The following is a 22346-nucleotide window of genomic DNA, read 5'->3' as shown; positions in this document are numbered from 1 at the left end:
CCGGGGCGGTCGATTTCGTCGGCGACGGTGAGGACAGGGGGTGGCGCGTGCCCAGCAAGGAGGGTTTCGGCAGTTTCGGCGACTTGCCGGACTGGGCGCGCACCCTGCTCGAAATCCTCGGCGTCTCGTGGCCGGCGGCGAACCAACACCGGTTCCAGCGGCTCGGGAGCAAGTACGACGAGGTGGGCGACCGGCTCGCCGGCGCGCCGGACAAGATCCTCCAGACCGAGAAGAAGGTCCACCAGAACTACTCCGGCGAGGCGTCGCTGTACGTGCGCGACAGCATGAAGCCGCTCACCGACGGCTCGCCCAGCCTGCTCTCGGAGATGGAGACGGCGGCCCGGGGCGTCGCGGACAGCAGTCGGAAGATCGCGCTCGACATCGAGTACACCAAGTACTCCGCGGTGGGTCAGCTCTTCCTGCTGGCGTACGAGATCGCGATGGAGTACGCGCTGGCGTCGGTGACCGGCGGGTTGTCGCTGGCCAACCTCACGTGGCAGTACGCCGCGACGCGGATGTTCCTGGTGGCGCTGTTCAAGCACCTGGCGCGGGTCGCGGTGATGGAGACGTTCATCGGGATCAGCGGCGGGTTGATCATCGACGCGGTCGTGCAGCGGCTCCAGCACGAGCGCGACGCCTGGGACACCGAGACCACCCGGCAGACCGCGCTGTCCGGGTTCATCGGCGGCATCATCGGCGGTGGGATCGGCGAGCTGGGCGAGTACCTGGGACGTCGGCTCGGCAGCCTGCTGGGCAAGGACTACACCAAGTTCGCCGTCGCCGACCTGGAGCGGCTGACCAAGGACCTGAAGCTGCCGACCGGTGTCCCCGACACCTGGACCCGCGACCTCGGTCGCACGCTGTCCGACCGCGCGGGCCGGCAGCTCAGCGCGCCGGGGTTGGCGTTCACCAGGTCGGCGACCGACCGGTTCGGCGAGGACGTGGCGAAGCACTTCGTCACCGCGTTCGGCAAAACCCTGGGCGACGACGCGGCCCGCGAGCTGGGACGGCAGTACGCCAAGGCGTTCGTGGACAACTGGGCCCGGCACGGCCTGGACGAGGCCGGTACCAAGGAACTCCGGCGCGCCCTGGGCGACGTGCTGCAACCCCACGCGAAGGACCTCGGCGACGGCGCGACCGGCCTGCTGCGCGACCACGTGCCGGACGTGTTGGCGCGCAACGCGATGGACCGGCTGGGCGGCAACCTCGCCTACAAGGCCGCCATGTACAGCACCATGTTCCTCGCCGAGGGCGCGTCGGGCATCGCCTCGATGGCCGCGATGGGCGTGATCAACTCCGAGGACTCCAGCGCGGGCGACTACGCCATGGGTTTCCTCAGCGGCACCGTGATGGGCGGCGTCGGGCACCTCACCGAGCACTACGGCGAGAAGGCGCTGGACTTCGCCGTCGGCTCGATCAGCGACAAGATGAACCTGCTGCGCGGCGACCTCGACCTGGGCGCGCCGACCCGGTCCGACGTGCCCACCGCCGGTGGCGTGTCGAACCTCGGAAGCGGTACGTCGGACGTGGGCGACGTGTCGGATGTCGGCGGCGTCGGCGATCTGGGCGACGTGACCGACCTGGACGACACGGACGACACGGACGACGTGGTCGGTTACGACACCACTCCCGTGGTCGCGCCGGTCCCGACCACCACGACGAGCACGACCACCACGACCACCACGACGAGCACGACGACCGAAACCCGGCCGACCGACACCAGGTCCGGTCCGACGACGGCCGCGAAACCCGCGCCCGCCACGACTTCCACGACGGCTCCGGCCGCGTCGAGCCCGGCGAGGACCGGCTCGACCTCCGGCGCCGAGGTGGTGGCCGAGTCGGTCGACGTGCGCGACTGGGTGCAAAGCGTGTCCACAGTGGACCAGTCGACCGAGGTGAGCGCGACCGGTGACGTCGAGTTGACGGAGCTGACCTCGCCCGCGCCGGTGCAGACCGAGTCCGAGGTCCCGGAAACAGTGGAACACCAGGAGAACGCGGAGGTCGAGCCGCAGCAGGAGTCGGTGCAAGAGGAAACCCGGGAGTCGACCGACGTCACCGAAGTGGTGACCCGGCAGGAAGGCGAGGGGAGCGCGCCGCCCGTTCAGCCACCCCTGCAACCCGTTCCACCGCCGGACGAACCCGTCGTGCTCCCCGCCGCCCCGACGCTCTGGGCCTCCCTGTCGACGTTCATCACCGAGGGCCACGCCATCGGCTCGTCGGCCGTGCACGCCGTGCAGGGCGCACGAGCGGTGCAGGCCGAGGTGTCGCGGGTGCTCGTCGGGGTGCGGGACCACGACCTCCGCGCCATCGGCGAGGTGTTCGGCCAGGAGTTCGAATCGCTGCTGGGCGGCCGGCACTTCACCGTGCGCCAAGGAAGGAAGCGTTACGAGGTCCGGATCCGGGCCACGCTCGAGCCGCCCACCGGCGACGGCGTCAAGGCCAAGACCAAGGTCGACCTCGCGGTCCAGTCCGGCAGCGCGCACACCGAGAACCTGACCGTGTACAAAACCGGTGACGTCGGTTTCGGCGCGGGCGTCCAGGTGGTCGGCGGTGCCGTCGTCGCGGGTGGCGCGAAGGTCGCCTTCGCCACGCCCGGCGCGTCGCAGGCCATCACCCGCGCCACCGCGGACCAGCGCGAGATCCGGTCGGGCGAGGGCGTGCGCACGGTGTCGCTGCCGGTCGCCTACGAGGTGACCGTGCTCGACGAACGCGGCGCCGACCACGCGCCACCGGGCACCGTGCGCGGCGAGGTCGAGCTGAGCGTGCCGGACGACCTGATCGGCCTGACCACACCGGCCGAGGTGGTGCGGCGACCGGGACCGCCGAGCGAGCTGCGGTTCCCGGTCGCGGAGGCCGTCACGGGGCTGGGCGACGACGTGTTCGACTCCGTCGCGAGCCTGGTTCGCCGCTGCACCACCGAACTCGGCGCTCCGGGCCGCACGACGTTGCGCGACTTCCTCGGCCCGGAGAGCGTCCGGGACAACTTCGGCGCGATGCTGGACGGCTGGGTCGTCTCGCCGCCGTTGGCCAGCAGGCACGGCACGCACGCGAGCGCGGTGCGGATGCGGGTGACGCCGACCGGCGCGACGCTCGTCGGCACCACGAAGAAATCGGCGTTGCGCCTCAACGAAACCGCCGGCACCAGCTCGACCGTGTCCTCCTACAGCAAGCGCGGCGTCGACGGTTCCCTGCTGCTGGGCGGCGGTGTCGACGCCAAGGTGGCCCGGGTGTGGGCCGGTCTCGGGGTCAACGCCGCCGCGCACACCGTGGACACGACGGCGGCCGGCCGCACCTCGACCGCGCGGTCCGGGCTCGACCTGACCGGCGACGTCGCCCTGTACCGGATGGGCGTGCTGGTCGAGGTCGAGTCGATGGACGGCGGCCGGTTCGCCACCCAGGCCGTCGCGCACACCCGGATCGGACTCGCGGAGGCGGCCGACCACGGGTTGCCGGTGCCCGCGGACACCCCGGTCGGCCTGCTCACCGACGGCCGGGAACGGGTCGAACCCCCTTATCTGGCCGAGGGGTTGGCGGCCGGCAGCGTCAAGGTGTCCCGGTTCGCCGGCGCCGAGAGGGTGCTACCCGAGGTGCGGAAGTACCTGGCCGAGCACACCAGGTTCGGCGACCTGCTGCCGGAGTGGGACGTCACCGGCACCGGGTTGAAGCACAAGGGCGACGTCGAGGACCTGCTGTCCAACGAACGCCGGCTGCGGGACGTGCTCTCGCCCGCCGCGCTGCGCAACCGGATGGACGCGTTGATGGGCACCGGCGTGGTGGTGCTGCTCAAGCACCGGGGCGCGCTGCACCACCACACCATCCAGATCGTGGTGAAGCTGGACCCGAAGCCTGGAAAGCACGCGGGTCGGGTGAAGGGCCGCGCGGTCCGCTCCGGCACGACGACGGGACCGGCGCTCGGGTCGACCTCCGTCACGACCGGCGGCGTGGCGGCCGGACCGGAGGTCAGGGTCGGCGCGGGCGGCACGATCGACACCTCCGTCGTCGGCTTCGCCGGTTCCGCGACGGCCAAGGTCGGGCGGTCCCGGATCCGGCGCACCGGCGCGGGTCCGGTCGCCGACGCCACGGTGACCGGCATCGGCGGCGGTGACTCCGAGGTGTTCGAGCACGAGGGCGCGCTGCGGATCTCGGTGTCGACGCTGTCCCGGCTGAACCCGGGCATCCGGCACGTGCTGCCCGGCGCGCCCGGCCTCGACCCGCCGGAGCGGTGGACGACACCCGCCGACGAACGCCCGGAAATCCCGGTCGCCTACACGCTGTTGGTGCCGCACAGCCTGACCACGCCCAAGGACGACCACGCCGCCGAGCCCGTGCGACCCGTGCCGCCGACCGCGATCGACCCGCTGCCGGCCCTGCCGAAGTCGATCACCGAGCACCTCGCCGAGGCGCCGCGCCCGGCGCACGACGACTGGCTGGCCGTGGAAGCCGTGCTGGGCACCGGAACCCTGGTCGACGCGGCCGTCGAGGCGCTCGTGGAGGCCTCGGACGAGGACCGGGTGCTGACGTTGCCCGGCAGCGACGCGCGGGCCGCCGTCGACGCGATGTTCAGCCCGGAGAACGTGAAGGCGATGCTCCGGTCGTTCCAGCACGGCACGCTGGGCACCGACCTGGTGCACCCGCGCCGGGTCCGCGACCGGGTCGGCCGGCTCGGCGCGCGCGCCGCGTTGACCCGACCCGAACTCGTCCTGATCGCGGACGACTCGGCGATGGAGCGCCTGGCCAGCGGCGGCCACCGGGTCGAGGACACCTCCGGCCGGGCGACCGGCTTGTCCACCGGGGTGTCCGGCACGGTCAGCGGCGCGCGGACCGACGACAAGGCCAGGGTCGGCGCGGGCGGCGTGACGGCCAAGCCGTGGGCGAAGACGACGACCCGGTTGAGCGGCCGGGAAACCACGGTGACCGTGGACCGGAAGATCACCGCGGCGGCCGGCACGCGCCGGGTGCTGGCGCGCTTCGACCTCGACATGACGGTGCTGGCGGAATCGCGGCAGCAGAACGCCGTCCACCGGCCCAGCGCGCGCGTCGCGGGTCGGAGGGTGACGCTGCCCCGGTCGGTCTACCTGTGGCTCTCCGAGGACCAGGCGCGGGCCGCCGGCGTGCTGGCGCCCGAACCCGCCGGTCCCGCGCCGCGCCGCGACCGCCTCGCGCCGCCACCGGTGTTGGCGCCCGGTCGGGACGGCGTGCTCGGGCTCGGCGCGGTGGAACGGCTGCCCGACCTGTCCGGCCTGGTGTCCGGGCTCGACGCGCGGTTGCGCGCGGCCGGGGTGAAGCTGCTGCCCGGCACGTCGGTGGACGACGTGATGAACAACTGGGTCCGGCTATTGGACCTGGTGTCGCCGAGCAGCCTCGAAGCCCTGGTCGACAGCGCGCTGGACGGTGGCGCGCCGCTGCACGCCCACCTGCCGAAGGTGTTCGTGGACCAGGGTTTCCAGGTCGTGCTCACCGCCAGGGTGGTCGGCGACCCGGCGTTTCGCGGTGTGGTCAACGACGGGCGCGCGGTCGAGCACAACACCGTGCGGTCCCAGCGGGAAACCACCGTCGGCAGCACGTCCCGGTCGTCCTCGGCCGGACCGAGGTTGGGTGGGCAGCACAAGTTCGGCGAGCCGAAGGTGGGCATCGGCGGGGTGCTGTCGGCGGCGGCCGGCACCGCGCGGATGACCACCACGACCGGCATCACCGTGGAGCTGGAGGGCAGGCAGCGCACCGGCGGCGGCCCGGCGGCCCGGTTCGACCTGCCGGTGCGGTTCGAGCTGGAAGTGCGGCGCGGCACCAAGGTCGTGGCCCGGTCCGAGTCCGCGACCGGACCGCTCGGCGTGTGGTTCCTCGCCGACAACCTGCCGCCGGTCCCGCCGGTGCCCCGCACCGACGCCGGCCCGAGGACGGTGCTCACCTCGGTGCGCCGGCTGCCGGCCGAGGTCGAGCCGCTGTCGGAGTGGCGGCGCGACGGCCTGGTGGCGTTCCCGGCGGGCGCGTCGGTGGAATCCGTGCACGGCGCGGGAATGCTGCGGGACGCGGCACGGGACGCGCTGATCCGGGCCGGCGCGGGCTCGGGCGTCACCGGGTTCGGCACGGCCGCGCTCAACGTGCTGTGGTCGTCGCTGAGCCCGCAGGCGCTGCACGCGTTCCTGCCGACGATGACGTCCGCGTCGCTGCCCGTGCCGGTGCTGCGCGAGTCGGTGGCGCTCGGCGGGGTCAAGGCGACCGTCGAGGTGCACGCCAAGGTCGTCGCGCCCCGGCTGGTCGGGGTGAGCGACGGTGTGAAGCACGAGAACCGCCAGGGCACCTCGTCCACCACCACGGCCGAGGGCAAGCGGGTCGACATCGGCGAGTTGGCCGCGTCCGCGCCGACCTTCAACGCCGCCAACGCCGACGACACGCTGGCCGCGCCGATCAACCCGGTGGAGGCGCGCTGGACGGGCGAGCCGGCCGACGCCCGGGGTGACGGCGCGACGATGGCCGACGTCGCCAACGTCAAGCCCTCGGGGCGGACCGGCCTGGTGCGGTTCGACGTCGAGTACCGGGTGGTCGTCCGGGTCGGCAAGCGCGCGGAGGTCGTCGACGTCGGCCTGCCCGGGTCGGCGGACCTGCGGATGCCGCTCGCGGCCGCCGAAACCCTGGTGGGGCAGCCGCTGTCGGCGGCCGGCCGGGCGAAGGCGGACGCGGTGGCCGCGACCGCGAAGGCGTGGCGGGAAGCCGAGGAGAAGGCGCGCGCCCACCTGCACGAGGCCGAGGAGGTGGTGCTGCGGCACGATCTTCGCGACGCGTGGGAGCAGACCGCGGACTTCTTCCGGGACCGGCCCGAGGACGCGGTCACCGCCGAGACGACGTTGCGCCTCGCCCAGCAGCGGTTGGCGACCGTGCGGACGGCGGCGGACCTCGCCGAGGCCCGGGCCGCCCTGACCGAGGCCAACGCCCGGTGGCGCGACCTGGCGGCCCGGCTGCGCGCGGTCCGGGCGGGCACGTCGGAGGAGGACGAGGCCGAACTGGTGTGGCGGTTCGGCGCGGAACGCCGACTGCGCGAGGAGGCGCGGCAGACCTATCGGCGGCACGGTGGGGCGACCACCGGTTCCGAGGCACGGGACACCGCCGACCGCGCCGCGCTGCGCGTGCTGCTGGCCAACACCCACGCCCAGGTCCAGGCCGCGTGGCGGGACCTGCTGGACGTGCGGCAGGACGCGTGGTGGCGGGCGCGGCGCGACCTGGCCGACGAACTCGACCCACCGCCGATGGGTCCGGTCGCGGCCGAACCCGCCCGCCCGGCACCGGTCGCCGACGACGGGGACCGGGAGGTGCTGCGGCACGTGGTCGACCTCGGCGACGGCCGCGTGCGGCTGGACGACCCGGGGCTCGGCGCCGACGAACGGGCCGCGTTCCGCGCCGCCGCGCTCGCGATCCGCCCGCACTCCCGGTACCTGACCCTGGTCGTCGGCGCGACCGGGTACACCGGCGACCGGTTGGCCCAGGTGGCGCTTTCCCTGCGCCGGCAAGGGGTGTGGGACGGCGCGCGGCCGATCCGGCTGGTGTCGAGCGCGGGCGACGGCGGTCTGCTCGCGGTCGCCGAGGCGATGGTGACCGGGTTGGCGCAGGGACGGGACCCGGCCGAGGGGCCGGTGCGGGTGGTCGTGCCGTCCGGGCCGGTGTGGTCCGTGCCGGGGCCGGAGGGCGCGTCGACGGGCGCGCTGGTCGCGTCGCTCGCCGTCGCCGCGGAGCCGGGCGAGGTGCCCGAGCAGCGGTTCGGTTCGTGGACGGCGGTCGCCAGGACCGCGACCTCGGAGATCACCCGCACCGACCTCGGCGGCTACCTCCCGGAGTCCGGCCGGCCCGAGCCCTCCACAAAGGACGATCCGGAACGTCATGTGCTGCAAAGGGATCCGGACTACGACCGGCGCACAGCCGACCTGGAGGAGCGGATCGGCGCGCTCGCCTACGCCTCGCCGCGCGCGACCAGGGCCGCCCGCACCGTCGTGCGCCGGCTCCACGACGTGCTCCGCGCCGCGTACCCCGACCACGCCGACGAGGTGCACCGGGCGTTCCTCGACTCCGACGTCGGCTCGGCGGGTCAGGTCGGCGACCTGACGGCCGAGCAGTTCGCGGCCCACGTCCGGACCGCGAACCTGCGCGAGCTGATGACGTTGGTGTACAACGGCGGCTGGTGCAACGCGTCCCGTTCCCCGTACACGCTCCGGGGTGTGCTCCAGGACGTGATCCGCGAGCGGGACTGGGCACGGGCCGAGCGCGTCGGGCTGGCCGTCGAACCGCTCAAGGAGCAGGCCGCGTACCTCAACGGCACCACCCGGACCCTGCTGCACGCCCTCACCCAGCCGATGCCGCGACTGCGGATGCTGTTCGACTTCGACGTGTTCGCGGCCGGCAACCTGATCGCGGGCAGCGCGACCCGCCTCGCCGACGGTGTGGAGTACCCGGCGAGCATCGAGGCCCGGTCGCCGCGGCCGGTGGACGACCGGTTCGCGGGCGGCATCAGCGTCGACCCGCGCGGCCTGGCCGCGCTGGGAATGGCGTTGAGCGAACGGGAACTGGCGCTCCAGCTCGCACCCGTCGACCCGGCCGCGGCCCCGGCCGTGCCGACGAACCGCGAGGGCGACGTGCCGCCGGACGTGCCCGGTCCGCTGCTGCCGCTGGCCTGGCTGACCGGCCGCCAGGTGTTCGAGGTCGACCGGAACTCGCCGTGGCACGAGGGGTTGTCCGCGCACGGTCTGCGCACCGTCGCGGGCATGTCGGCCACCTCCGCGCGGCTCGCGACCGTGGCGACCCTGCTCGGCGTGGAGGACCGGGACGGTTTCACCCAGGCGCTGCTCGGCTACATGCTGCCGCTGCACGACCACTCGCTCTACGAAATCCTCGGCGGCACCGCGATGGTGTGGCCCCGGTCCGATGTGGACCTGTCCGACGGCGCCGCGATGTACCGCAGCCTGCCGGTGATCGGACTGCCCGAGGTGGCCCGGATCGACGGGGGAGTGCTGCCGCACGAGGCGGTTTACCTCGCCCGCGCGACCAGCGGCGACCTGCTGGAGCCGAGCCGGGACCGCCGGGTGCTCGCCGAGCGGCGGCTCGCGGAGATCGACCGCGCCGCCGCCACCGCGACCGGCGCGGCGCGCAGCCCGTTGACCGGGACGGACCTGCCCCGCGCGTTCTCCCGGGCGCAGCTGCACGCCCTGTTCGTCCACAACGGACAGTCGTTCCCGCTGCTCGACGCGTTCCTGCGCACGCCCGGGCCGGAACGGGCGGAGGCGGTCCGGGCCGCGGCACACCGGCTGGTCGACCGAGGCGACCTGCCGCCCGTGCTGGGAGTCCGCGGCGCGGTGGCGGACTCCCGTGCCGCCGTCGACGCCCGGATGCCCGAGCTGCTCGCCGAACTGGCCGCGCACACCGAGGTGCTCGCCGACCTGTTCCGGACGCTGTCCGCCGCGCACGGTGTGCGGTGGGAGACCTCCGCGTTCGGGCACGACCCGGTCGCCGGCGCCGCCGCCCTGCTCACCGGCCCGGACCTGCGCGACGACCCCGCCGCGCCGCACACCGAGGTGGAGCGGGAGAACCTGGACCGGATGCGGGCGACCCTGCGGCTGGTGGTCGGCCCGGTCGACCCGGTGTTCCAGGCCCTGGTGTCCGACCCGGCGACGACCGCGGACGAACTCGGCTGGGTGGACCCGCTGGCGGTGCGCGACCTCGACGGCGGTGTGTGGCTCGACGGCCCGGGAGTGGCCGGGGTGCTCGACCGCTTTCCCGCCGACGACCGGTACTTCAGCTTCGTGGCGCACGGCGACGCCGCCGGCCGCCCGGTGCTCGACGGCCGTCCGCTGTCCGCCCGCGCGGTGGCCGAGGTGCTGGTCTCGGCCCGGGAACGCGGCGCGTGGGACGGCGTGAAACCGGTGCGGTTCGCGACCTGCGAGGCCGGGCGCAACGGCGCGGGCTCGTTCGCGGCCGAGGTGCTGGCCGTGCTGCACGGCCGGGGTGTGCCGGCGACCGCCGTGGCGCCGGACGGACCGGTGTTCCTGGTGCCCGACCGGGACAACGCGACCGCGCCCGGCCACCTCGTGGTGGCCGCGGCCGTCGGCGTGGACGCGTCCGGCCGGCCGGTGGTGGTCGCGGGCGGCGGGTGGACGGCGATCGACGCGGACGGCGCGGCGGACCGCCCGCCACCGGACGCGCTGCCCGCGGGCTACACCCCGGCCGCCGCCGTCGCGGACGGGTTGCCCGGCGCCTTCCGGTTCGCCGCCGCGGATCGCGCGCTGTTCGACCACCCGCGCTACCCGCGGGCCCGCGCGCGCTACACCGAGAACCTGGGCCGGTACCTGCTCGACCGCTCGCCACCGGCCGAACTCGCGGACCTGGTCGAACTGCTGGCGATCTCGCTGGGCACCCCGCTGCCCGAGGACGCCGGCGTGGACGTGCTGGTCGACGCCGCGTTCGACGACCGCCTGGTGCCACCGGACCAGGCCGACGACCTGGTGGACCGGCTGGTCGAGGCGTGGGAGGGCTCGCCGCTGCTGGACGTCGACCTCCTGGCGGCACTGCTGGAGCACCGCGAGGGTGACGGCGCGGCGGTGCGGGCCCTGGTCGAGTCGGGCGACCCGGCGCCGGGCGAGCAGGTGGACCGGGTCGCGCGGATGATCAGCTCGGTGCTCACCCGGTCCGACGGGTGGCAGGACGACGCCCGCGCGCTGGCCGACGTGGTCCGGCACGGCGACCAGTCCGATGTGGACAGCGCGGTGTACGCGGCCAAGGCGCTGTTCGCGTTCCGCCTGCTGGGCGGGCGGGAGCCGGTGGGCTTCCTGCACGCCGTGCTGGGGCACGTGCTGGGGGTGGAGTCGGGCACGCTGCGGGGCGCGTTGGCGGGCGCGGCGGTCAGCGGGTTGTTCCCGGGCCTGGCGACGACGTTGACCGGTGACGACGCGGACGTGTTCCGCGGTGTGCCGGGGTTGACGGCGGCGGACCGCCGGCTGCTGGGACCGCTGCCGCACGAGCAGGTGTACCTCGCCCAGCTCAACGACGGCGGGTTCCCCGAGGCCGGGCCCGAGCTGCTGGTCGACATCCGGCGGCGGCGCGACGAGTTCCGGCACCCCGCGCCGACGCGCGTGGTCGCCGAGTGGTCGGCCCGGCACGACCTGGCGGGCGCCGAGGTGCTCGACCGGTTGGGCCTCGCGCACTTCGTGGCGATCGAGGTGTACACCGGCGAGCTGTACCAGGTGATCAACGCGGTCGAGGAGGCCGGCGCCGACTGGCGGCCCGCGCTGCGCCGGACGATTCGCAAGCAGCTGGGCGAGAACCCCGGTTCCTGGCCGAAAACCGTCAAGGCCAACGCCCGGGTCGCGGCGCAGGCGGCGCACGTGCCGGCGCCCGGAACCCCGGCGCGGGACCAGTTCGTGGACTGGGCCATGGGTGAGCTGGCGGCGGACCTGCGCGCGCTGGAGGAGCAGGTCCCGCTGCACGCGCACCTGCTCTTCGACGCGCTGCGCCGGCTTCCGCCCGCGCTGGGCGGGATGTGGCGCGGCACCAAGGTCGGCGCGGGTCCGGAGGACTTCGTGCGGCGGGCGCTCGGCCAGGTCGGCGGCGCGCCGCTGCGGGCGGGCCGGTTCACCAGCTCCAGCCGGAACGAGGCGACCGCGCGCTGGTTCATGACCGGCAAGCCCGAACCGGCGTTGCTGCGCCTGGAGACCGGCGGGGTCGGCGGCTACGACATCCGGCCGTTCTCCCAGTACGCGGTCGAGGACGAGGTCCTGCTGCTGCCCGACGCGGTGCTGGAGGTGCGCGAGCACCAGGAGGTGCGCACGCCCGACGGCCGCCTGGGCCACCACCTCCTGACCGTGCGCGAGGTCGGCCCGGACGTCCCGTTCCCGCCCGGGCACCCGAGCGGGGCGGACGACGAGCCGCGCCGAAGGCGGGCGCGGGCGAACCTGCTGACCGCTCTGTCCACACTGGACGGTGGGGTGCCGGTCACCACGGTGGCGCGGCTGGACGAGCTGGCGGCTCGCCTGGGCTTGACCGACGGACGGGAACTCGTCGGCCTCGGCCTGGTGGTCGAGGAGGTGCACCGCTGGCCGGGCGCGATCACCGCCGACGCGCTGCGCGCCACGCGCCGCGTGCTGACCGACGTCCTGCGGTTCGGCCCGATCTCGGTCGACCGCCACCACGCCGCGCTGGGCGCGCTGGCCAAGCTCGCCCAGCTCACCACGCCCGGAGACGCACCGCCGCAACGGATCCGCCGCCTGCTGCTCGCCGCCAAGGCGCTGACCGACGAGGGCGAGTCCGTCAACCCGAACTCCCTGTGGCAGCACTGGCAGGACACCGCGCTCGCCGACCTGCTGCCACCACCGCCCGACGACGTGCCGCCGACACCGGAGGCGCCACCGCTGACCGCCGTCGAGCAGCACGTGGTCGACCAGCTGGTCGCCTTCGGCCACGACCGGGTGCTGCTCGTCGATCCGGTGCTGGACGCCGCGCGGGCGGCGGCGGTGCGCACGGCCGTGGCGAACCTGCGGCCCAGCGACACCTACTTCACCCTCGCCGTCTACAACCTGACACCCGGCGAGCCCACCCTGGGCTGGGCCGGGCGGGAGGTCGACGGCCGCAACCTCGCGCACGTGCTGCTGCGGTTGCGCGAGGAGGGCACGTGGGACGGCGCGCGGCCCATCCGGCTCGCGGCGAGCGGCAGCGCGGAACCCGGCGAGGACGAGTCGGTGGCGCAGGACCTGGCGGTCGAACTCGCCGCGTACCAACACCTGCTCGCGGCTCCGGTGCGGGTGCTCGCCCCCAACGGGCGGCTGTGGGCGACCCCGGACGGCGACCTCGTCGTGGCCTACCGGGTCGGCACGTCCGAGGGGGCCGTGGCCTTCCACGGCGGTGACGACGCCTGGCTGGAGTTCCAGGCGACCGACACCGACGTGCACTGGCGCCCCGTCGCCGAGCACCTGCCCGAACCGGACGACGACTCCTCCGCCGGGCCCCGGCTCGCGGACGACGACACCGACCTGGAGCCGGTCGTCGGCGCGCTGGCGTTCGGCCCGGACGCGGACGCCGACTACGAGCCGCCCCACCCCGTGCCGCCGCTCGCGACCCGCGACCTCGCCGACGGACTCGGTGTGGTGCTGGAGGATTCCGGGCCGACGTGGGTGGTGGACCGGTTCCCGACCGACGACCGGTTCTTCACCGTCGTGGCGCACGGCGACACCTCCGGTCGGCCCGTGGTGGCCGGTCGGCCGTTGGACGCGGACGAGCTGGCGGCCGTGCTGCTGGCGGCCCGGGACCGCGGCGCGTGGGACGGCGTGAAGCCGTTGATGCTCGTGACCTGCGACTCGGGTCGGTCGGACTTCGCGGCCGACCTGCTGGCGGAACTGCGCGGCGCGGGCGTGGAGGCGACCGTGCTGGCGCCGGACGGCCCGGTGTTCTTCGTGCCGCACGCGGACGACGAGACCCTGCCGGGGCACCTGGTGGTGACGACGGGCGTCGGCCTGGACCCGACGGGTCGACCGGTGGTGGCCACCGGCGGCGGGTGGACGCGGTTCGCGGCGGACGGCTCGAGCGAGCGGCTGGGCGCGCACGTCGTGGTGTCCGACGACGGCACTCTGTCCACTGTGGACGCACCGGAGGGGTACGGCGCGGTCGACCCGACGTCCCCCGTCCCGTGGCCGGTGCACGGCGCGGTGCGGTTCGGCGCGGCCGACCGGGCGCTGTACGACGACCCCCGCTACCCGGACGCGCGAGCCGGGTACGAGAGCACCCTCGGCCGGCACCTGCTGGCCAAACCCGAGGTGCGCGAGGCACTCGCCCGACTCGACGCCCGCGGGCCGGACCTCACCGCCGAGGTCGAGCTGGACGCCGTGGTGGCCCAGGTGCGCGCCACGCCCGGCGCGGGCAGCCCCGACCTGGCCGTCGACCTGGCCCGGTCGATCCACCCGCTGGTCCCGTCCACCTCCGGGTGGGAGAACGACGTCCGCACCCTGGCCGGCGTGCTGGGGACCGCGCCGCCGCACGTCGCGCGGACCGTGCTGTCGACGGCGCGGGCCCTGGTGTCGGCCCGCCGCCTCGGCGACGTGGACCCGGTGCCGCTGCTGCACGGTCTCCTGGGTCGGGCGCTGACCACCGGCGGGGGCACCGTCCGCGACGTGCTGACGGGCGCGTCGGTCAGCGGGCTGTTCCCGGCGTGGGCCGCGACGCTCGCCGGTGACGACGCGGCCCGCTACCGCGCGGTGCCGGGGTTGTCCGCCGCCGACCGCCGCGCGCTCGGCCCGCTGCCGCACGAGCTGGTCTACGGGTCCCACCTCGGCGACGGCCGGTTCGCCGACCTCGGTCCCGCCGAGGTCGAGGCGGCCACCCGACGGCGGGACGCCTTCGCCGCGCTGGACGACCCGGTGACCGGACCGTGGTCGCGCCGGCACGACCTCACGGGTCAGGAGGTCCGGGACCGGTTGGGGGTGGTGCACTTCGCCGCGATCGGGCTCTACACCGGCCCGCTGTTCTCCATCGTCAACGCGCTGGAGGAGGCGCGGGGCGACCGGGGCGCGGTGGTCCGCGACAGGTTCCGCTCGATGCTGGGCCCGAGTCCCGCGCACTGGCCGAAGGTCGCGACCGCCAACGCGGCGGTGCGGGCGTTCGTGCGCCACCGCCCGCCGGGCGAGGTGACGGCGGCCGAGCTGGACCACGTGATGCGGCTGCTGGCGGACGACCTGGTCGACCTGGAGCGGCAGCTCGCGCTGCACGCCCACCTGCTCGCCGACGCGCTCGGTCAGCTGCCGCCCGCGCTCGGCGAGGTGTGGCGCGGCACGAGGATCGACCGGATGCCGCACGCGTTCCTCAACGAGGCCGTGCTGCACCCGGACGAGCCGCTGCCGGTGGGGAAGTTCACCAGCACCAGCCGGGACGACGAGATCGGGAAGCAGTTCCTGCTGGGCGTCGAGCAGCCGGTGCTGCTGCGCCTGCACGCCACCGGCGGGTCCGGCGTCGACATCGCGCCGTTCTCCGACCTGCCCACCGAGGCCGAGGTCCTGCTGCCGCCCGGTGCCGAGGTCCGGGTGCTCGAGGTGACCGACGTCGAGCGGGACCGCGCGCGGGCCACGCCCGGCCACGTCCTGGTGACCGCCGAGGAGGTCGGGCCGGAACTGCCGTTCCCACCGTCCACTTCGGACGATCCGGTCGAGGGCGAGCGCCGGAGGCGGCAGGCCAGGTCCCGGGTGCTGGCGGCGACGACCGCGCTCAACGACGGCGTGCCGGTGCGCCGGGCGGCCGACCTGGACGCTGTGGCACAGCGGGTGGACAGCCTCGGCGACGTGCCGACCGAGGCGTGGGTGACCCGGCCGCTGACCGGCGCGGAGACGTGGAACCTGGCGCTGGCGCTGGAAGAGGTGTACCGGAGCGCGGACGCGATCACCGTCGGTCGGCTGCGCGCGCTGCGCGCCGTGCTGACCCGCAACTTCCCGCACCCGGTCACCACCTCCGGCCTGTCCGACGCGATGGGCGCGGTCGACGCGCTGGCCGCGATCGCCGGGCTCGACGTGCCGGGCGACCGGTCCGCCGGGGTCCGGCGCGTGCTGGCGGCGGCCGAGGCGTTGATCGAGGCCGGCGCCCCGGTGTCGGTGGTGACGTTGCGCGACGCCCCCGCCGAACCGCCGTCCGCCCCCGTGCGGCCGCCGGCGGACCCGGCCGCCGACCTGGTGGACCGACTGTCCACTGAGGAGGGACGGGCGCTGCTGCGCGCGGCGGTGCCCGGACCGGGCTTCGTGCGGATCGGCAACCCCGCCGCGGACGACGCGCGGGCGGCGGCGTTCCACGAGTTCGTCGCCCGTCTCGAACCCGATCCGACCACCCTCACGATCGCCTTGGACAACGCCGCGGTCGAGGGCGCGGAGGTAGCGTGGAACGGTCGTCGGCTCGCCGGCGGTGACCTGGCCGCGACGCTGGTCCACCTCGGCTGGTACGGCGGGGTGTGGGACCGCGCGAGCCCGGTTCGGCTGGTCTTCGGCACGACCGACGACCGCGCCGGGCTGGACGCGTTCGCCGGGCGGCTCCAGGCCGAGCTGGGTCGGTACCGCTCCCTGCTGGCCGCCGACGTCGAGGTGACGACCTGGTCACCGCGCGACGCGTCGGCCGGGATCGACCGGATCGACGACTCGGTGATCCGGATGACCGGGGGCGGCATCTGGCTGGAGGACCCGGCGGGCGACCCGGCGCTGACCGCCGTGGTGGGGCACCTGCCCGTCGACCACCGGTTCTTCACCGTCACCGCGCACGCCGACGACCGGGGTCGTCCGGTGCTGGGCGGCCGTCCGGTCACGCCGGCCGCGCTCGCCGAGGTGCTGACGACGCTGTGGCAGTTCCAGGCGTGGGACAGCCAAACCCCGCTGATGTTCGTGTCCTGCTCGACGGGTCGCCCGGATGTCGACGGGTCGTTCGCGGAACAGGTGCTGGAGGTGTTGCGCGCCAAGGGGATCAGCGCGACCGTCGTGGCGCCGGACGGCCCGGTGTTCTTCGTGCCGGACCTGGAGAACCCCGACGGGCCGGGGCACCTGGTCGTGACGTCCGGCGTCGGGGTCGACGCCGCCGGCAAACCCGCCGTGGTGCGTGGTGGCAACTGGGTGCAGTACGCGTCGGGCGCGTACCCGGAGTGGCTGGGCGCGCACCTGGAGGCGGACTCGTCGTCACCGGTGTACGGCGTGGACACCCCCGAGGGGTACGCCAAGGTCAAGACCGAGCCGGAACTGGTCGAGCCGCTGGACCGCGCGTTCTCCTTCACCCGGGACCTGGCGACCCAGCTGCTGACCCGACCCGGTGTCGCGGGCGCGGTGGCCGACGTGGCGACCAGGCTGAACCGGGTGCCGCCGACCGCCGACCGACGGGTGGACTGGCTGCTCGACCCGGCGATCGCGCCGCGGGACACGGTCGCGGCGGACGAGGCCGGCGCACGGGCGTTCGCGGACGTGGTGCGGGAGGCGGAGATCGCGGCCGAGCAGGCCGAGGCGGCGGCCCGGTCCGCGACGCTCGCCGCCGAGCTGGCCGAGGTTCTGACCCCGGACAGCGCCGGAGAGGCGATCTCGGCGGCGGAATCGGCCCGGCGGACGGCAGCCGAGGCACGGGCCGAGGTCGAGCGCACGGCCGCCGGTCGGGACTCCGCGCGGGCCGTCGCCCGGGCGATGTCCGCGTTCCGCCAGGCCGGTGGCGAGGACGCCGAGAGCTTCCTGCACGGCGTGCTCGGCGCGGTGCTGACCCGGTGGCCCGGCACGCTGCGGCAGGCGTTGACGGGCGCGAGCGGGTTGTTCCCGACCTTGACGACGGTGCTCGCCGGTCCCGACGCCGAGCTGCACCGGAACGTGCCGGGTGTCGAGTGGCGCTCCGGCGACCTCGCCCCGGCGGTGGAGGCGCTGCCCGGCGGCGTGCTGCTCGCAGACCCGTTGGCAGCAAAGGGAACCCTCGACGCCGTGCGGCGATTCCCGGCCGACGACCGGTACTTCACCTTCGTCGCGCACGGCGACGACCAGGGCCGCCCGGTGTTCGCGGGCCGTCCGGTCTCCGCGCGCGCGGTCGCCGACCTGCTGATCACCGAACGGGACCGGGGCGCCTGGGACCCGGCGACACCGGTGATGTTCGTGTCCTGCAACGCCGGCCGCTCCTTCGCCGCCGACGTGCTGACCGCACTGCGCGCCCTCGGCGTGCACGCCACCGCGGTGGCACCGGACGGCCCGGTGCTGTTCGTGCCGAACCGGCAGGACCCCGACGGCCCCGGGCACCTGGTGGTGGCGAACGACGTCGGCTTCGGCGCCGACGGCCGTCCGCTGGTGGTCGCGGGCGGCGGCTGGCTGCACCTGACCCCCGGCGAACCCGCGCGCTCGCTGGGCGCGCACCTCGACCCGGACACCCGCGCCGCGACCGAGGCCCCGCCCGCCTACGCCACCTCGTCGGCGGACGACGTGGTGGCCGACCTGCCGGGCGCGACGCGGTTCGCGGCGGCGGACCGCGCGCTGTTCCAGGACGCGGCCTACGCGCCCGTGAGCCGGCAGTACGAGGCCGGACTGGGCGCGGTGCTGGGCGATCGCCCGGCCGCGCGACAGGCCGTCGGCGACCTGGTGACCGGACTGGCGGTCGGCCTCGGCCTGACCCCGCCGGACGCGCCGGACACCGACGGCGTCCGCTGGCTGCTCGACCCCGCCTCCGGCGTGACCCCGACCCTGAGCGTGCTGGTGGACGCCGCGATCAACCACCCCGGTGGGGCACAACGACGTCTGGCGCCCGAGCCCGTCGCGGCCCAGGCCGCCCACCGCGCGCAGGGCTACGCCGCCGTGCTGGACGTGGTGCGCCAGGCCGACCCGGACCGGGCCGCGCTCGACCCCGAGGGCCCGCTGCGGATCACCGGCGTGCTCGGCCCGCTGACCACCCGCGTCGAGGGCTGGGAGGACGATGTCCGCGCGGTCGCCGAACTCCTCTGGCGGGACGACGGCCCGGCCGCGGTGGCCAGGACGGTCGCCGAGGCGCTGCACGTGTTCCAGGTCGCGGGCGGCGTCGACCCGGCCGGCTTCCTGCACGGCGTGCTCGGCCGCGTGCTGACCGCACAACCGGGTTCGCTGGCCGCGGCCCTGACCGGCGCGCGGGTGAGCGGGTTGTTCCCGACGCTGCCCACGGTGTTGGCAGGCGACCCGGCGGACGTCTACCGCGGCCTGCCCGGGTTGACCCCCGGCGAGCTGCGCGAGGCGGGCGACCTGCCGCACGAGCGGTTGTACCTGGAGTACCTGGGCCAGGACCTGTTCGCCGAGGCCGGCGAGGACGAACGCGAGGCCGCCGCCGACCGCCGCACCGCGTTCGCCGACGACGCGGAGCACCTGTCCGACTGGCTGACCCGGCACCGGTTGGCCGGCCAGGACGTCGTGGACCGGTTGGGGTTGGCGCACTTCGTCGCGTTCGACCTCTACACCGGCGAGCTGCACCGGTTGATCAACGAGGTCGAACTCCGGCCCGAGGACCCGAGGTCCGCGCTGCGCGACAAGATCCGCGCCGTGCTGACGCTGCCCGAGCACGCGTGGCCGAAGTTGTTGCAGGACAACGCGGCCGTCGAACAGGCGCGCGAGGCCGCGGACCCCGAGGACTTCGTGGACGAGGCCATGGCGGGCCTGGAGCCGCAGCTGGACGAGATCACCTGGGAGGTCTCGGTGCACGGCCACATGCTGATGGACGCGCTGCGCCAGTTGCCGCCCGCGCTCGGCACGGTGTGGCGTGGCACCAACGTCGGCACCAACCCCGACACCTTCGAGCACCGCGCCACCACCGCCGCCGACGCGCCGGTCGGCCTCGGTAAGTTCACCAGCACCAGCCGCGACCACGACACCGCGCTGAACTTCCTGGCCACCAAGGACAACCCGGCCCTGCTGCGGGTCGACCTGACCGGCGCGCGCGGCTACGACATCGCGCCCTTCTCCGACTCGCCGGGGGAGGCGGAAGTGCTGCTGCTGCCCGATTCCGAGGTCGTGGTGACCAGCCACACGGCGGTGCTGGACAACGGCGTCGTGCGCGCCCACCGCGTGCTCACCACGACCGAGGTCGCCCCGGACCTCCCGTTCCCGCCGTCCGACCCCGACCTGGACCCCCTCGACGACGAGGCCGACCGCCGCGAGGCCCACGCCCACGCGCGGACCGCCCTGGCCACCCTCGGCGGCGGCATCCCGGTGGTCCACAGCGCCCAACTGGCCGGCCTCGCGCAGCACCTCGGCGTGGCCGACGGGGACCAGGCGTGGGGCCTGGCCCTGCTGCTGGCCGGCGCCTACCGCGACCCGGACGTGATCACCCTCGACCGCCTGCACGCCGTGCGCCGGCTGCTCCAGGCCCACGGCGTCACCGACTTCGCCACGACCACGGCGGCGGACGTGACCCGGTTGGCCGAGTGGGCGGGCCACCCGGGACTGCACCACTTCCTGGAGAACGACATCACGCGCGTCCCGCCGTCGGTGGTGCGCGGACTCCCGGCGCACGGCGGCGTCTGGCTGGCCGACCCCGACTCGGCGGACCGGACCGTCGACGCCGTGCGGAGATTCCCGTCCGACCACCGGTTCTTCACCTTCGTGGCGCACGGCGACGACCAGGGCCGCCCGCAGCTGGCCGGCCGCCCGGTGAGCGCCCGGGCCGTGGCCGACCTGTTGGCCGACGCCCGAACCCAGGGCGTCTGGGACCCCGCCGCCCGCCCGTTGATGTTCGCGACCTGCAACGCCGCCGGCACGTTCGCCGCCGAGGTGCTGACCGAACTGCGCGCCCGGGGCATCACCGCCACCGCGTTCGCCCCGAACGGCCCGGTGTACTTCGTCCCCGACACGACGCCGACCGCGCGCGGCCACCTCGTCGTGACCTCCGCCGTCGGTCTCACCGCGACCGGGCACCCGGCCGTGCTCGCCGACGGCGGGTGGATCCGGGTGGCGCACGACGAACCCGACCAGTGGATCGGCGCCCACGTGCCGCCCGACGCCACCCAGGCCGTCGACCACCCGGCGGGCTACGACCGGGTGGCGACGCCGGACGAGCTGACCGCCGACCTCCCCGGCGCGGTCCGGTTCGCCGCCGCCGACAAGGCGCTGTTCACCGACCCGACCATTCCCCACCACACCAGGGAGTTCGACCGGGACCTGGCCGCCCACCTGCTCTCCCGGCCGACCACCCGGGCCGCCGTCGGGGACGTGGCGACCAGGCTCGGCGCGCCGCCCGGCACCCTCGAGGCGCACCTGAGGTGGCTCACCGCGCCGACCGCGGCCCACCCGCCGGACACCGCGGTGGCGCACGCGCTCACCGCGTTCCGCTCGGTGGGCGGCGACCGGATCGGCTTCCTGCACGGCGTTCTCGGCCACGTCCTGTCCACGCACCCGGGCGCGCTCCGCGCCGCGCTGACCGGTGCCCTGCCCAGCGGTTTGTTCCCTGGCCTGCGTTCCGTGCTCGCGGGCGACCCGATCGAGGTGTACCGGGGCATCCCGGGTGTGACGGCGCGCGACCTGCGCGCTGTCGGCGACCTGCCCCACGAGCGCGTGTACCTGTTCCACGCGGAGAACGACGTGTTCGCCGAGATCACCGAGGACGAGCGGAACGACTCCGAAACCCGCCGGAACGGGTTCCTGACCGACTCGGCCGACGTGCGGCCGTGGCTGACCCGCCACCTGCTGACCCACCAGGACGTCACCGACCGCCTGGGCCCGGCGCACTTCCTCGCCCTCGACGTCTACACCGGCATGGCCCACCGCCTGATCAACCTGATGGAGTCGCCGACCGCGAACCCCCGGGCGACCCTGCGCGCCGGCCTCGCCCGGTTGCTGGCGGAGAAGTCGCCCGTCGACTGGCCGGTGCTGCTGAAGCGCGCCGTCATCCCCGCCTCGTCGGACGCGGACGAGTCCGAAGAGGACTTCGAGGACGCGCTCCCGCACCCGGACACCGAGGAGCGCGACGCCTTCGTCGCCACGTCGATGGCCGCCCTGGAACCACTCCTGCCCGGCATCGAACGCGAAGTCGCGCTGCACAGCCACATGCTGGCCGACGCCCTGCGCCAACTCCCGCCCGCGCTCGGCGAGGTCTGGCGGGGCACCGCGCACCTCGACGGCTCCCACACCTTCGCCGCCCGGGCCACCCCCGGCGCGACGATCGGCTTCGGCCAGTTCACCAGCACGAGCCACCGCCAGGACGTCGCCACGACGTTCTTCAAACCCGACGGCCCCACCCTGATCCGGCTGGAGACCACCGGCCGCGGCGGTTTCCACATCGAACCCTTCGCCCGGCTGGCCGAGGACGAGGACGAGGTCCTGCTGCTCCCGGACACCCACGCCAGGATCCTCGACGTCACCCCGGTGCCGGCCGCCGGCTACACCCCGGCCCACACCCTGATCACCGCCGTCGAACTGGGCCCGGACCTCCCGTTCCCGCCGCACACCCCGGGCACCGCCGACGAACCCCGCCGCCGGGAGGCCCGCGCCACCCTGCTGACCGCGTTGACCACCCTCAACAACGGCATCGAGCCGACCACGTCCGCCGCCCTGTCCCCGCTGGCCGCCCTGCTGGGCATCGCCGACGGGCGCACCCTGTGGCAGACCGCGATGACCCTGGAGGAACTGCACCGCGCACCCGCCGGGCTCACCCTCGACAGCCTGGCGACGCTGTACACCCTGGCGGTCACCGCCGGCATCCCCCTGGACAACCCGCACACCGCCCTGGCCCACCTGGACGCCCTCGCGCGGACCCTCGGCAACGGCCACCCGACCGACCGGGCCACCCGCGTCCGCCACCTCCTGACCGTGACCGCGGCCCTGGTGGAAGCCCGGGAAGACCTGACCGCACCGGCGTTCGCCCGCCGCTGGACCACGCCGTGA

1 protein-coding gene is annotated in these 22346 nt (G+C 75.0%); it reads left to right on the top strand.

Annotation, left to right across the window (positions count from 1 at the left end):
- Positions 1–47 precede the first annotated feature (47 nt).
- Positions 48–22346, top strand: a complete 22299-nt coding sequence (locus tag AB0G50_RS14635; RefSeq protein ID WP_360107364.1) for a hypothetical protein — start codon at positions 48–50, stop codon at positions 22344–22346.

It is taken from the genome of Actinosynnema sp. NPDC020468, from assembly GCF_040642015.1.
Classification (GTDB): domain Bacteria; phylum Actinomycetota; class Actinomycetes; order Mycobacteriales; family Pseudonocardiaceae; genus Actinosynnema.
The sequence above is the reverse complement of the archived record's forward strand: the minus strand, read 5'-3'. Positions and strand labels throughout refer to the sequence as shown.